Genomic DNA, 14,929 nt, shown 5'->3' on the forward strand with positions numbered 1-14,929 from the left:
ATGCCGGATTCCGATCCGATCCAAGACAATCCGCGCAACACCGCCAATTTGCCGGCCGTGGTGACGCAAGGCGAGGTGATGCGCCCGACGGCGGACAACTGGCTGCTGCGCGCCATCCGGACGCTGTTCGGCTGGAAGGCGGGATCGGTCCGCGATGACCTGCAGGTCGTGCTGGACGCGACGACACCCGACGACACCGGCTTCTCGGCCGTCGAGCGCACCATGCTGCGCAACATCCTCGGCCTGCACGAGCGTCGTATCGCCGACGTCATGGTGCATCGCGCCGACATCGTCGCAGTGAAGCGCGACATCCCGCTCGGGGAATTGATGGACCGCTTCGAGAGCGCCGGCCATTCCCGCCTCGTGGTCTTCAACGAGACGCTCGACGATCCCGTCGGCATCGTCCACATCCGCGACCTGCTCGCTTTCATGACCGCACGCGCCCGCGTGCCGGAAGCCACCAAGACCAAGCGCAAGAAGCCGCTGCCGGCCGGGCTCGACTTGCGCACCGTCGATCTCGCGCTGCCGCTTCATGACGCGCACATCATCCGCAAGCTGCTCTACGTGCCGCCCTCGATGCGGGCGATCGACCTGCTCGCGCAGATGCAGGCCTCGCGCATCCATCTGGCGCTGGTGGTCGACGAATATGGCGGCAGCGACGGGCTGGTCTCGATCGAGGACATCGTCGAGCAGATCGTCGGCGAGATCGACGACGAGCACGACAGCGACGAGCCGCCTTCGATCGTGCGCCTGCCCGACAACGCCTTCATCGCCGATGCCCGCGCCAGCCTCGACGACGTCCGCTCGGTGATCGGCGAAGACTTCGTCACCGGCGAGGCCGGCGAGGAGGTGGAGACGCTGGGCGGCTATCTCGTGAGCTTCGTCGGACGCCTGCCGGTGCGCGGCGAGGTGATCTCGGGTCCCGGCACCTACGAGGTCGAGGTGCTCGATGCCGATCCGCGCCGTGTCAAGCGGCTGCGCATCTCGACGCGGAAGGAGCGTCCGGCGCCGCGCACCCAGCGCGAGAGCCGGCGCCGTGAAGCCACGCCCGAGAGCGGACAACCGCCGGCCAGCGACACACCCACGCCGCCCCCGAGCGACGGGGCCGGCCCGCAGTGAGTCCATCGCAGCGACTTCGGCAGATTGCGCTCGCCATCATCCTCACCTGGGGATGGCAGCGCGCCGTCATCGCCATGGCGGCCGGGGCACTGTCGGTGCTGGCGCTGGCGCCGTTCAATCTCTTCCCGGTGCTGTTCGTCACCTTCCCGGTGCTGGTATGGCTGATCGACGGCGCCGGCGGCGGACGCTATGGCGGCGTCCCCACCGCCGCGTTGACCGGCTACTGGTTCGGGCTCGGCTATTTCGTGCCCGGCCTCTACTGGATCGGCTACGCCTTCTTCGTCGACGCCGACATGTTCGCCTGGCTGACGCCGTTCGCCGTGCTGGGCCTGCCGGCCTATCTGTCGATCTTCACGGCGATCGGCTTTGCGGTGGCGCGCCTGCTGTGGACCAAGAACGCCACGCGCGTGCTTGCGCTCGCGGCGAGCCTCACCATCAGCGAATGGCTGCGCGGTCATGCGCTGACCGGCTTTCCCTGGAACGCGTTCGGCTATGCGCTCTCCGAGCCACTGCCGCTGGCGCAGACGGCCTCGCTGATCGGCCTGTGGGGCATGACGTTCCTGACGGTTGCGATCTTCGCAAGCCCAGCGACGCTGATCGACCGCACGGCCGATCGCCGCCTGCAATGGCGCGTGCCGGCGGCCGCCGTCGCGCTTCTGGTGGCCATGGGCATCTTCGGCGCAATCCGCCTGTCGCTGCATCCGACCACGATGGTGTCCGGCGCCAAGCTGCGCCTGATGCAGCCGAACCTGCAGCAGGACGCGAAATTCAACTACGCCGCCAAGGCGGAGGTGATGAAGACGTATCTCGCACTGTCGGACCGCGCCTCCGGCCCGCAATCAACCGGCGTGCGCGATGCCACCATCCTGATCTGGCCGGAATCCGCCTTTCCGTTCTTCCTGACCCGCGAAGCCGACGCGATGGCGCAAATCGCGGACCTGCTGCCGAAGGGCACCGTGCTGATCACGGGATCGGTCCGCGCGCCCGACCTGCCGCGGGGCACGCCGATCACGCGCGCCTATAACTCGATCTACGTGATCGATCACGACGGCAGCGTGCTCGCAGTGTACGACAAGCTGCATCTGGTCCCGTTCGGAGAATTTCTCCCCTACCAGGCGCTGATGGAGAAGCTCGGTTTCGAGCAACTGACGCGTGTGCGCGGCGGCTTCATTCCCGGCACCGTGCGGCATGCACTGACGGTGCCCAGCGCGCCGCCTGCGCTGCCGCTGATCTGCTACGAAGCCATCTTTCCCGGCGAAGTGGCTGGACGCAATGAACGTCCGGGCTGGATCGTGAACCTCACCAACGACGGCTGGTTCGGCATCTCGACCGGCCCCCATCAGCACCTGGAGCAGTCGCGGATGCGCGCGATCGAGCTCGGATTGCCACTGGTCCGCTCCGCCAATACCGGAGTCTCCGCAGTGATCGATCCGGTCGGGCGCATGGTCGCGAGCCTCGGTCTCGGCATCGAAGGCATTTTGGACGCGAACCTGCCGGCCGCGATTCCACCGACCGTCTATGCACGGGTGGGTGATGCGCCCGCAGCCTTGCTCGTCGCGGTGGCCGTGCTCCTGGCGGTCCGCCGACGCGTCGGCAAGCGTCAGCCCTGATCGCGCCGCCGCCGCGGCCAGAATCCTTTGACAACCGTAGTCCCACGGTTGACAGACTGCACGCGGGCTCCCCATTCTGCACCGGCTGCGAAAGACAGCGGCGCATTGCTAAATTTCTCCGCAATGTTTCCCAATAACAGGGTTCGATTTTGACGAGTTTGCACCCGAGGCAGGCGTGATGATTGCGCCGAAGGTGATGTTTGGAGGGCTGAGGAAATGTCGAAAGCGCCCAACCCTGTTGACAAATATGTCGGCAGTCGCGTGCGCATGCGCCGCATCATGTTGGGCATGAGCCAGGAGAAGCTCGGTGAAGCTTTGGGCCTGACTTTCCAGCAGATCCAGAAATACGAGAAGGGCACCAACCGGGTCGGCGCGAGCCGCATCCAGCAGATCGCCGAGATTCTGCAGGTGCCGGTGTCATTCCTGTTCGAGGGCGGCCCGAGCGGCGTGCCGGGTCCGGAAGGCTTCAGCGAAGGCGCCTCGCCCTCCTACGTCTCGGACTTTCTCGCGACCTCCGAAGGGCTCGCCTTGACCAAGGCCTTCACGCGAATCACCGATTCAAAGATGCGCCGTTCGATCGTCGATCTCGTCGAGCAGATTGCGGCCCGCGAAGGTCCCGACAAGCGCTGAAGCGCCATCTGCATGGCGATTTGAGACTGCATCAAATCTGGCCTATGTCGTCATTTACGACCGCGCTTTGATGCGCGTCCGCTTCGATGATGCGATTCAAAGGCACAGATGCGTCCATGACTGACTCCAATTGGTTCGACTCACAAACTATTCTCGATGGCATCCGCCGCTGGGTGGAGATCGAGACGCCGACCGAAGCACCTGAACAGGTCAACAAGCTGGTCTCCCTGGTCGCGGAGCAATATCGCGACCTGCCCGTCACGCTCGAGCGCATCGCCGGCGTGGACGGCTGTGGCGATCATCTCGTGGCGCGCACGAATTGGGGGCAGGATCGGCCAGGCATCCTGGTGCTGAGCCACCTCGATACCGTTCATCCCATCGGATTCATCGAGCGCCTGCCGTTCAAGGTCGAAGGCGACGTCGCGTTCGGCCCTGGGATCTACGACATGAAGGGCGGCGCCTACATCGCCCATCACGCCTTTCGCGCACTCTGCGCCACCGGCGACGGTTCGCCGCTCGGCATCACCCACATGTTCACCTCCGACGAGGAGATCGGCAGCCCCACCTCGCGCGCGCTGATCGAGCGGGAGGGACGCAAGGCCAAATATGTACTGGTGACCGAGCCGGCGCGTGACGGCGGCAAGATCGTCACCGGACGCAAGGGCGTCGGACGCTTCCAGGTGTTCATCACAGGCGTGCCCGCACATGCCGGTACGCGTCCCGAGGACGGCCGCAGTGCCGTTCGCGAGCTCGCCAACGTGATCCTGGAGCTGGAAGGGATGAACGATCTGACGCGCGGCGTCAGCGTCAATGTCGGCGTGGTGCGCGGCGGCACGCGCCCCAACGTCACGCCGGAAGCGGCCTATGCCGAAGTCGATCTGCGCGTCGTGAGCCTCGAGGATGCGGACGAGTTCGTCGGCAAGATTCTCTCTCTGAGATCGAAGACCGACGGCGTTACCGTTGAGGTCACCGGCGAGCTCAATCGACCGCCTTACGAGAAGAGCAATGCAGGCGCCTCGCTGTACGAGCATGCGAAGGCGCTCGCCAGCGAGATCGGCTTCGAGCTGATCGATACCCACACCGGCGGCGGCTCGGACGGCAATTTCACCGCCGCGCACACCGCAACGCTCGACGGGCTCGGCGTCGACGGCAAAGGCGCGCATACCCATTATGAGCAGCTCTACGTCTCGTCGCTCGCGCCGCGCGCGCGGCTGCTCCATCGCCTGTATCAGACGCTGCGATGAGCGAACGCAAATCAGATCCCGATCGCGAGGACAGCGAGCGCGCCTTCTTCGGGCGCCGCAAGGGCCACAAGCTCAGGCAACACCAGGCCGGATTGATCGAGCAGCTGCTGCCGCATCTTGCGCTCGACATCGACCGTGAGGCGCCGGCGGACGCCCGCGAACTCTTCGACCCGGCAGCCGAAGATGTCAGGCTCGAGATCGGATTCGGCGGCGGTGAGCATCTCGCGGCCGAAGCGAAGAGCTTCCCCACGACCGGCTTCATCGGCTGCGAGCCCTATGTCAACGGCATGGCAAAGATCCTCGCGCAGATCGAGGCTGCCAACATCGGCAACATCCGCCTGTTCGCGGGCGATGCCGCCGAACTGCTGGCCTGGCTGCCGAAGGCTTCGCTGTCGCGGATCGACCTGATCCATCCCGATCCCTGGCCGAAGCGGCGGCACTGGAAGCGCCGCTTCGTGCAGGACCGGACCATCGCCGCGATGGCGCGCGTGCTCAGAAGCGGCGGCGAATTCCGTTTCGTCTGCGACATCGACGATTACTGCGCCTGGACGCTGTCGCATCTTGCGCGCTCGCCGGACTTCGTCTGGCTCGCCGAGCGCGCCGACGATTTCCGGCGGCCGTGGCCGGGCTACACCATGACGCGCTACGGCCGGAAGGCCGCGCGCGAAGGACGCAAGGCGGCTTACTTGCGGTTCAAGCGGGTGTAGATTTCGCGCGGCCCATCCGCGGTCGTCATGCCCGGGCTTGTCCCGGGCATCCACGCACTTTCTTTCGGTGGCACGAAGAACGTGGATGGCCGGGACAAGCCCGGCCATGACGGCGAAGACCTGAACCTCGATTAAATCGTCTGCCGGTTGCGCCAGAAATTCACGACCCGTTCGGCGGTCGCCGGCATCAGGCGCGTGAAGTTCAGGCGTGCGGCCTCAATGTCGGCATCGGCGGGCGTACGGTTCGATCCGTACCAGAGCAGGATCAGCGCGCGCACCGTGGGCCAGCCCAGGTTCAGCACGCGGCCCAGGATCAGAAGCGGATCGTAGCGGTCGCCCCCGATCAGGCGGTCGAGGACCTGGAGGCGAACGCCGGACATCGCCGACAGCGCGGCGATCGATTCCTCGGATTTGTTCGCCTTGGCGAAGCCGAGCAATGCGCTCTCGCCGAGATGGCCCTCGCGATGCAGGGTCAGCACGGTGCGCTGTGCCGCGGAGAAATCGCGCCGCGGCCCCGGCGGCCGAGCAGCTTCGTCCATCGCCGACATGGCGCGCTTGATCTCGGCCTGGCGCGCGGGATTGACCACGGTGGAGAGGCGGCGGCGGATGACGTCGAGCGTGCCGTCGAGCAGCCGCTTCAGGTTCTCGCCTGAGAGATCATTGCGCTGGCCGATCTTGAGCGTCAGCACGCCGTCCTGCGCCGCGCGCTTGATCAGCTCGGAATAGCTGCTTGGCGAGAACACCGCACCGGCATTGGCTGCGGCGCGCCGCACCACGTCGCGATCGCCGCGCTCGACGAGCACGTGGTGACGACGGCAGACAGAGCGAGGCGCTCGGTCATCGCCAGGAGATGGCCCTGCCCTTTCAAGCGCGCGATCTCGACCAGAGCGGCGTCGTCGAGCACGGGCGAGCGGCGCAGCACGGGACCGGCCACCATGATCTCGTTTTCGCGCGCGAGCTGATTGACGAGGTGCGGCGGCGCGTTGTTCAGGCGCGAGAAGCGCTCGGCCAGATCGATGCGCGAGGCGAGCTCGGCATGCGGGACGAGATCGATGAGGAGATTGTCGAAGAGATCGATCAACTCGGGGCGGAGCTTCTCCGCGCCCTGGAAGAACAGCTGGGCGATGGCACGCGCGATCTCGCCGCGTCGCCGCGGATCGCCGCGTTTGACGATATCGTCCAGTCCAGGAATGAGCGACGTGGCAACGGCCATGAATACGCAACTCGAACGGGGCACGCCGCGGGTGCGCCCTTGGTTCAAGCCGCCCCACAATCCGGCAATCTAGGCCTGCTTGATGAAGGAAGCGTTGCGCGGGGCCCGCGGATCGGCGCAAAAAGGCCCGTTCCGGCTGCAATGGGCCTTGTCCGGGAGCTGGGAAAGCGCTATATCAGCGCCAATTCATCTTCTCATACGATCCGCGTAGTGAGAGTGGGCCCGCAAGGACCCGCTCTTTTTTATTACCTGAACGCGGCTTGGCGGAAGATGCGGCCCGACGCGTCGTCGGGAAAGTTCCGAAACGGGCTTTGACGTCGTAACCAAGCCTTAACCATCGAGCGCCCTGACCCTGGACATGACCGAACCGACCCCTGGTTCCACGGATGCCGAATTGTTGGCCGAGCCGCGGCTCGTGGTCGAGCCCGGCGTCGCGGCACGGGTGTCGGCGGTGGCGACGCCCGTGCTCCAGGGCATGGGCTACCGCCTGGTTCGAATCCGCATTTCCGGAGAGGCAGGCTGCACCGTGCAGATCATGGCCGAGCGGCCGGACGGCTCGATGCAGATCGAGGATTGCGAGGCGATCTCGCGGGCCTTGTCGCCCGTGCTCGACGTCGCCGATCCCATCGATCGCGCCTATCGCCTCGAGATCTCCTCGCCGGGCATCGACCGTCCTCTGGTGCGCCGCTCCGATTTCGAGCGCTATTCCGGACATCTGGTGAAGATCGAGATGGCGGTCGCGCATGAGGGGCGCAAGCGTTTCCGCGGCACGCTCGGCGCGGTCGAAGGCGACCGCGTGCATCTGCATCGCGACGACGTCAAGGCGGGCGACGATGCGGACGTTCTCCTGACCATGGAGGATATCGGCGAGGCACGCCTCGTGCTGACCGACGAGTTGATCGCCGAATCCATGCGTCGCGGCAAGGCCGAGGCGCGCGAGATGCGCCGCAATCTCGGTCTCGAGCCGCCGCAGGCGCCACACGCCAAGATCAGCGAGAAGACCACCAAGAACACCAAGCCGAAGAAGAAGCCGGCCCCGACCAACACGAAGAAACATCGCCTTGCCGCCGAACGCGCGCGGCGCGGCGAGACCGAGCCTGACCAAGGAGACTAGCCATGGCAGTCAGCGCCAACCGACTTGAATTGCTTCAGATCGCGGATGCCGTCGCTCGCGAGAAATCGATCGACCGCGGCATCGTCATCGCGGCGATGGAGGACGCCATCGCCAAGGCCGCCAGGGCACGCTACGGCAGCGAGACTGACGTTCATGCCGAGATCGACCCGAAGAAGGGCGAGCTGCGGCTGTCGCGCCACATGCTGGTGGTCGACAAGGTCGAGAACCATGCCAACCAGATCTCGCTGGTCGACGCGCAGCGCGCCAATCCCGGCGCCCAGGTCGGCGACACCATCGCCGACACCCTGCCGCCGCTGGAATATGGCCGCATCGCCGCGCAATCGGCCAAGCAGGTGATCGTGCAGAAGGTGCGTGAGGCCGAGCGTGACCGGCAGTACCAGGAATTCAAGGACCGCATCGGAGACATCGTCAACGGCGTCGTCAAGCGCGTCGAATATGGCAGCGTGATCGTCGATCTCGGCCGTGGCGAAGCCATCATCCGCCGCGACGAGATGCTGCCGCGCGAAGTGTTCCGCAACGGCGACCGCGTCCGCGCCTACATCTTCGACGTCCGCCGCGAGACGCGAGGTCCGCAGATCTTCCTCTCCCGCACCCATCCGCAGTTCATGGCGAAGCTGTTCGCGCAGGAAGTGCCGGAGATCTATGACGGCATCGTCGAGATCAAGGCGGTGGCCCGCGATCCCGGCTCGCGCGCGAAGATCGGCGTGATTTCCCGCGATTCCTCGGTCGATCCGGTCGGCGCATGCGTCGGCATGCGCGGCTCGCGCGTGCAGGCCGTGGTGAACGAGCTGCAGGGCGAGAAGATCGACATCATTCCCTGGTCGCCCGACATCGCGACCTTCGTCGTCAACGCGCTGGCGCCGGCGGAAGTGTCCAAGGTCGTCATCGACGAAGACCGCGAGCGCATCGAGGTCGTCGTGCCCGACACCAACAACCAGCTCTCACTGGCGATCGGCCGTCGCGGCCAGAACGTGCGTCTGGCCTCGCAGCTCACCGGCTGGGACATCGACATCCTGACCGAGCAGGAGGAATCGGAGCGCCGCCAGGCCGACTTCGAGAACTCCACCCGCGTCTTCATGGAATCGCTCAATGTCGACGAGGTGGTCGGCCAGTTGCTGGCGTCCGAAGGCTTCACCTCGGTCGAGGAACTCGCGATGGTGGACGTCAAGGAACTCGCCGGCATCGAAGGCTTCGACGAGGAGACCGCGCAGGAGCTGCAGAACCGCGCTCGCGAATATCTGGAGCAGCAGGAAGCCGAGCTCGAGGCCAGGCGCAAGGAGCTTGGCGTCGAGGACGCCCTCAAGGACGTGCCCGGCGTGACCTCGAAGATGCTGGTGAAGTTCGGCGAGAACGACATCAAGACCGTCGACGACCTCGCCGGCTGCGCTACCGACGATCTGGTCGGCTGGACCGAGCGCAAGGAAGGCGGCGAGCCGACCAAGCACGCCGGCGCGCTCGACGGCATCGACATCTCCCGTGACGATGCCGAAGCGATGATCATGCAGGCCCGTGTCAAGGCCGGCTGGATCACCGAGGCCGATCTCGCCAAGCCGGCCGAAGAGACCGAGGCGACCGAAGACCAGCCGGCCTAAGGCGTGTTTGGCAAAAGTGGAGACCGGCTTTGCGTAAAGATCACGCGATCTAGAAGGCCAAGGAGGATGTCGCCCGGATGCTCGCCAGCACTGACAGCGAACTCGACCATGGGCCGCGGACCGAAAGGTCCGCGACCATGCGCATGTGCGCGGTCAGCCGCGAGGTCCGGCCGATCGACGAGCTGATCCGCTTCGTCATCTCGCCTGACGGTCAAATAGTTCCCGATCTCAAGCGCAAGCTGCCCGGACGCGGCATGTGGGTCACCGCCTCACGCAAGGTGGTTGCGGAAGCCGTGCGGCGTCACCAATTCAGCAAGGCCTTCAAGCGCGATCTGCGCGTCCCTCAGACGCTTCCCACTGACATCGAGGCGCTCCTGGTTCGGAGCGTGACGGAAGCCCTTGGGATCGCCGCCAAGGCGGGCCAGGTCGTGGCCGGCTTCGGCAAGGTCGAGAGCGCCCTTCGGGAAGGAACGGTCGAGGTCCTGATCCATGCCAGCGACGGGGCCGCGGACGGAATCCGCAAATTGGACATGCTGGCGCGTCAAAATGCCGGAAATCGCGGCGCCAAGCCGCAGATTCCCGTCGTCACCGCACTGAAATCATTAGAATTGGATTTGGCACTGACCCGGTCAAATGTGATACATGCTGCCCTGCTCGCGGGCCCGGCGAGCAAGTCATTCCTGTCACGTAGCCAGATGCTGGTCCGATACCGGATGGCGGACGATGACAAGACTGCCGACAAGCCCGGCCAGGATTTCTGAGAGACAAGACGACCCGATAGGACGGTGCGGCAACGCACAACACTGACAAATCAGGATTAGGACTGCTGAATGGTTGATACCAAGACCCCTGGCGACAAGAAGCTGAGCGTTCCGAGCAAGACGCTATCGCTCAAGCCGCGCGTCGAAACGGGCACCGTGCGCCAGAGCTTCAGCCATGGCCGCAGCAAGCAGGTCGTGGTCGAGAAGCGCGGCAAGCGCCGCATTGGCGACGGCCCCGAGCCGCACGCGCCCGAGGTGACTGCAAAGCCCGCGCCGGCCGCACCCGCCGCTCCGTCGCGTCCGGCTCCGCCCGCCCCGCCCCGCAACGCCGGTTCCGGCGTGGTGCTGCGCACCCTGACCGAGGACGAGCGTTCCGCCCGCGCCAGCGCACTGGCCGATGCCAAGCTGCGCGAGATCGAGGAACGCCGCCAGGCCGAGGAAGAGGCCCAGCGTCGCGCCGCCCGCGAGGCCGCCGAACGCGCCGAGCGCGAAGCCGCCGAAGCCCGTCGCAAGGCCGAGGAAGAGCGGCATCGCCATGAGGACGAAGCCAAGCGGAAGGCCGAGACCGAGGCCAAGAAGCGCTTTGGGGAAGGCGAGCAGCCGGCCGCCGCGCGTCCCACAACCGCGGCACCGGCCGCGCCTGCGCCGCGGCCCGGCACCACGACGGCACGCCCGGGAACAACGCCGGCGCGGCCTGCAACGACGACCGCGCAGCGTCCGGGTGGCCCCGGTCGCGGCCCCGCTGTTGCGGCCGAGCCGGACGAAGACGAGGCTCCGCGCCAGGTTCGTCGCGGCCCCGGCGGCGCGATGCGTCCCGCGGCAGCCCCGAAGACCACACACAAGCCCGGCCCTCAGAAGGAACGCGGCCGCCTCACCGTCGTCACGGCGCTCAATGCCGATGACGTGCGCGAGCGCTCGATCGCCTCGTTCCGCCGCCGCACCCAGCGCCTGAAGGGCCACGCCTCGAACGAGCCGAAGGAGAAGCTGGTCCGCGAGGTGACGATCCCGGAAGCGATCACCATCCAGGAACTCGCCAACCGCATGTCCGAGCGCGCGGTCGACGTCATCCGCCTGCTGATGAAGCAGGGCGCGATGCACAAGATCACCGACGTGATCGACGCCGACACCGCCCAGCTGATCGCCGAAGAACTGGGCCACACCGTCAAGCGCGTCGCCGCATCGGACGTCGAGGAAGGCCTGTTCGACACCGTCGACGATTCCACCGATACCGAGACGCGTTCGCCTGTGGTGACCGTGATGGGCCACGTCGACCACGGCAAGACCTCGCTGCTCGACGCGCTCCGCCATGCCAACGTGGTCTCCGGCGAGGCCGGCGGCATCACCCAGCACATCGGCGCCTATCAGGTGGTGTCGCCCGAAAGCGGCAAGAAGATCACCTTCATCGACACGCCCGGCCACGCCGCGTTCACCGCGATGCGCGCTCGCGGCGCCAAGGTCACCGACATCGTCGTGCTGGTGGTCGCGGCCGATGACGGCGTCATGCCGCAGACGGTCGAAGCCATCAACCACGCCAAGGCGGCAAAGGTGCCGATCATCGTTGCCATCAACAAGATCGACAAGCCCGACGCCAAGCCCGAGCGCGTGCGCACCGAACTGCTCCAGCACGAGGTGCAGGTGGAGTCCTTCGGCGGCGAGGTCGTCGACGTCGAGGTGTCCGCCAAGAACAAGACCAATCTCGACAAGCTGCTCGAGATGATCGCGCTGCAGGCCGAAATCCTCGACCTGAAGACCAACTCGCAGCGTCCGGCCGAAGGCACCGTGATCGAGGCCAAGCTCGATCGCGGCCGCGGTCCGGTCGCCACCGTGCTGGTGCAGCGCGGCACGCTCCGTGTCGGCGACATCATCGTCGCTGGTGCCGAAATGGGCCGCGTCCGCGCGCTGATCTCCGATCAGGGCGAGACGGTGCAGGAGGCCGGTCCCTCGGTGCCGGTCGAAGTGCTCGGCTTCAACGGTCCGCCGGAGGCCGGCGATCGGCTCGCGGTGGTCGAGAACGAAGCCCGCGCCCGTCAGGTCACCAGCTACCGCGCGCACCAGAAGCGCGAGAACGCGGCAGCCTCGATCTCCGGCATGCGCGGCTCGCTCGAGCAGATGATGTCGCAATTGAAGACGGCGGGCCGCAAGGAATTCCCGCTGATCGTTAAGGCCGACGTGCAGGGCTCGCTGGAAGCGATCCTCGGCTCGCTGGAGAAGCTCGGCACCGACGAAGTCGCCGCCCGCATCCTGCATGCCGGCGTCGGCGGCATCTCGGAATCCGACGTGACGCTGGCTGAAGGCTTCAACGCCGCGATCATCGGCTTCTCGGTTCGTGCCAACAAGGAAGCCGCTGCGGCCGCCAAGCGCAACGGCATCGAGATCCGCTACTACAACATCATCTACGACCTCGTGGACGACGTGAAGAAGGCGATGAGCGGTCTGCTCGCGCCGACCTTGCGCGAAACCATGCTGGGCAATGCCGAGATCCTGGAGATCTTCAACATCTCCAAGGTCGGCAAGGTCGCCGGCTGCCGCGTCACCGACGGCACCGTGGAACGCGGCGCCAATGTGCGCCTGATCCGCGACAACGTCGTCGTGCATGAAGGCAAGCTGTCGACGCTGAAACGCTTCAAGGACGAAGTGAAGGAAGTCCAGTCCGGTCAGGAATGCGGCATGGCCTTCGAGAACTACCACGACATGCGCGCAGGCGATGTCATCGAGTGCTATCGCGTGGAGACGATCCAGCGCTCCCTGTAAGTCCAAATCTTACCGAAGCGTTCGGATTTTTTTGAACTGAGATTGCGGGAGTGCGATGGCCGGATTTTTCCGGCCATCCACCCCACTTCGTTTCAACGGGACAAATGACAATGCCCGTGTCCCAGGCACGGGCATGACGAGGTGATTTTCGACAAATGCCACGGCATCATCAGAAGAAGAGTTCCGCGCCCGGCGGCTCGCAGCGTCAGTTGCGCGTCGGCGAGCAGGTTCGCCACGCGATGGCCGATATTCTGGCGCAAGGCAATGTGCATGATGCGGATCTCGAAGGTCACATCATCACCGTGCCGGAGGTACGGATGTCGCCCGACCTGAAGCTCGCGACGGTCTACGTGATGCCGCTCGGTGGCCGCGACACCGAGGTCGTGATCGCTGCGCTCGAGCGCAACAAGAAATTCCTGCGCGGCGAAGTCGCGCGGCGCGTTAACCTGAAATTTGCACCTGACATTCGCTTCCGCGTCGATGAGCGATTCGACGAGGCGGAACGGATCGAGAAGCTTTTGCGAACACCTGCGGTGCAGAAGGACCTGGAACAGGATCCGGCTTCGGATCGGGAAGAAGAGCAATGACGATGAACCCGGCTCACGGCACGATCGGCGGCAATGATGCCGATCAGCGCGACGTGCAGAAAAATAATTTTGCGGATCTGGAGAGCGATGCCCGGCCGCATCAGGAGCCGCGCCGCGTCAACAACGATCCGCGTGCCAAGCAGAAGGGCAACCAGGTTCGCCGCGACCGGCGCGACGTCCATGGCTGGGTCGTGCTCGACAAGCCGATCGGCATGACCTCGACACAGGCGGTCGCCGTGCTCAAGCGCCTGTTCAACGCCAAGCGGGCCGGGCACGCCGGCACGCTCGATCCGCTCGCCTCCGGCGGGCTGCCGATCGCGCTCGGTGAGGCCACCAAGACCGTTCCCTTCGTCATGGACGGCCGCAAGCGCTATCAGTTCACGGTATGCTGGGGCGAGGAGCGCGACACCGACGATATCGAGGGCCGGGTGACCGCGACCTCCGACCAGCGCCCGACGCGGGAGGCGATCCTGGCCCTGCTGCCTCGCTTCACCGGGGTGATCGAGCAGATCCCACCGCGCTATTCCGCGATCAAGGTCCAAGGCGAGCGCGCCTATGACCTCGCCCGCGACGGGGAAGTCGTGGAACTGGCGCCCCGCCCGGTCGAGATTCACCATTTAACCCTTGTAGATCAACCGGATAATGACCGGGCCGTGTTCGAGGCCGAATGCGGCAAGGGCACCTATGTCCGGGCGCTGGCCCGCGACATGGGCCGGCTTCTCGGCACCTATGGCCATATCTGCGCGCTCAGGCGGACCCTGGTCGGTCCATTTGGCGAGAACGACATGATTCCGCTGGATCAGTTGGAGGCTTTGTGCCATAGAGCCGCGTCCGGCGAGGGCAGCCTCGCCGACGCGCTTTTGCCCGTTGAGACCGCGCTGGACGACATCCCGGCACTGGCCGTCACTCGGGCTGATGCGGCAAGGCTCCATCGGGGCCAGGCCGTTTTGTTGCGCGGACGGGATGCGCCCACTTGTAGCGGCACAGTCTATGTCACGGTGGCAGGCCGTCTTTTGGCGCTTGCCGAAGTCGGCAATGGCGAAATCATCCCCAAGCGTGTGTTCAACCTGACCGGCCTGACTGCCAGCCCCGGTCGCAACGAGAGAAATTGACGATGTCGATTGCCGCAGAACGCAAAGCGGAAGTCATCAAGACGAATGCCACCAAGGCCGGCGACACCGGCTCGCCCGAGGTTCAGGTCGCGATCCTGTCGGAACGCATCAACAACCTCACCAACCATTTCAAGACCCACGTGAAGGACAACCATTCGCGTCGCGGCCTCTTGAAGCTGGTCTCGACCCGCCGCTCGCTCCTCGACTACCTGAAGAAGAAGGACGAGGCGCGGTACAAGGCGCTGCTCGAGAAGCACAACATTCGTCGTTAACGGTTCCTGCGCGCGCCACCGGCGCGCGTTTTTGCGCGTGGTTTCGAACGAAAGCGCTTCCTTAAAGTTTTTGATCGAGGCTGCGTGCGCGTCGGATGCGGGTCGTTGAGGATTCGCATCCGGGCATGAAGAGCGAAGACCGCGATTCGGTGTTCGCGTTCGTGCCGACTGACAGTCCAGCAGCAATCCGGCGGCT

General features: G+C 65.6%; 12 protein-coding genes and 1 pseudogene. 12 read left to right on the forward strand and 1 reads right to left on the reverse strand.

Features of this window, described 5'->3' with window-relative positions:
- From BRAD3257_RS00170 to trmB, 5 genes are all read left to right on the forward strand, one after another.
- Complete coding sequence (locus BRAD3257_RS00170) at positions 1-1,119, forward strand: hemolysin family protein (protein ID WP_162500040.1); 1,119 nt, start codon at positions 1-3, stop codon at positions 1,117-1,119.
- A complete protein-coding gene (gene lnt / locus BRAD3257_RS00175; protein ID WP_122400134.1) occupies positions 1,116-2,729 on the forward strand; it encodes an apolipoprotein N-acyltransferase in 1,614 nt (537 codons plus the stop codon). The genes BRAD3257_RS00170 and lnt overlap by 4 nt, the downstream gene beginning before the upstream one ends.
- 216 nt (positions 2,730-2,945) lie before the next feature.
- The gene (locus BRAD3257_RS00180; RefSeq protein WP_024338547.1) at positions 2,946-3,359 is read left to right on the forward strand and encodes a helix-turn-helix domain-containing protein; all 414 of its coding nucleotides are present in this window, start codon (positions 2,946-2,948) and stop codon (positions 3,357-3,359) included.
- Between the two features lie 86 nt (positions 3,360-3,445).
- A complete protein-coding gene (locus BRAD3257_RS00185; RefSeq protein ID WP_122400135.1) occupies positions 3,446-4,603 on the forward strand; it encodes a M20 family metallopeptidase in 1,158 nt (385 codons plus the stop codon).
- Entirely contained in the window at positions 4,600-5,310 is a 711-nt protein-coding gene (trmB, locus tag BRAD3257_RS00190) for a tRNA (guanosine(46)-N7)-methyltransferase TrmB (RefSeq protein ID WP_122400136.1), read from the forward strand. The genes BRAD3257_RS00185 and trmB overlap by 4 nt, the downstream gene beginning before the upstream one ends.
- Before the next feature lie 131 nt (positions 5,311-5,441).
- On the opposite strand, the pseudogene BRAD3257_RS00195 reads toward trmB, so the two are convergent.
- A pseudogene (locus BRAD3257_RS00195) lies at positions 5,442-6,523 on the reverse strand (DUF2336 domain-containing protein).
- Between the two features lie 358 nt (positions 6,524-6,881).
- Between BRAD3257_RS00195 and rimP the strand changes: the two are divergent.
- From rimP to rpsO, 7 genes are all read left to right on the forward strand, one after another.
- Entirely contained in the window at positions 6,882-7,637 is a 756-nt protein-coding gene (rimP, locus tag BRAD3257_RS00200; RefSeq protein ID WP_122400137.1) for a ribosome maturation factor RimP, read from the forward strand.
- Positions 7,638-7,639: 2 nt separating this feature from the next.
- Positions 7,640-9,250 carry a transcription termination factor NusA gene (gene nusA, locus BRAD3257_RS00205; protein ID WP_122400138.1) on the forward strand — a complete coding sequence of 537 codons (1,611 nt, stop codon included), beginning with the start codon at positions 7,640-7,642 and terminating at the stop codon, positions 9,248-9,250.
- A gap of 77 nt (positions 9,251-9,327) precedes the next feature.
- Entirely contained in the window at positions 9,328-10,011 is a 684-nt protein-coding gene (locus BRAD3257_RS00210; protein ID WP_122400139.1) for an RNA-binding protein, read from the forward strand.
- Positions 10,012-10,080: 69 nt separating this feature from the next.
- Positions 10,081-12,762, forward strand: a complete 2,682-nt coding sequence (gene infB / locus BRAD3257_RS00215) for a translation initiation factor IF-2 (RefSeq protein WP_122400140.1) — start codon at positions 10,081-10,083, stop codon at positions 12,760-12,762.
- A 155-nt stretch (positions 12,763-12,917) separates the two neighbouring features.
- Positions 12,918-13,349, forward strand: coding sequence for a 30S ribosome-binding factor RbfA (gene rbfA / locus BRAD3257_RS00220; RefSeq protein WP_122400141.1), 432 nt, complete (start codon positions 12,918-12,920; stop codon positions 13,347-13,349).
- Positions 13,346-14,461, forward strand: a complete 1,116-nt coding sequence (truB, locus tag BRAD3257_RS00225; RefSeq protein ID WP_162500041.1) for a tRNA pseudouridine(55) synthase TruB — start codon at positions 13,346-13,348, stop codon at positions 14,459-14,461. Before rbfA ends, truB begins: the two co-directional genes overlap by 4 nt.
- A 2-nt stretch (positions 14,462-14,463) precedes the next feature.
- Positions 14,464-14,733: a 30S ribosomal protein S15 gene (gene rpsO, locus BRAD3257_RS00230; RefSeq protein WP_008540131.1), complete on the forward strand. Its 270-nt coding sequence runs from the start codon at positions 14,464-14,466 to the stop codon at positions 14,731-14,733.
- The last annotated feature ends 196 nt before the right edge of the window (positions 14,734-14,929 follow it).

It is taken from the genome of Bradyrhizobium vignae (assembly GCF_900324035.1).
GTDB classification, from domain to species: domain Bacteria; phylum Pseudomonadota; class Alphaproteobacteria; order Rhizobiales; family Xanthobacteraceae; genus Bradyrhizobium; species Bradyrhizobium vignae.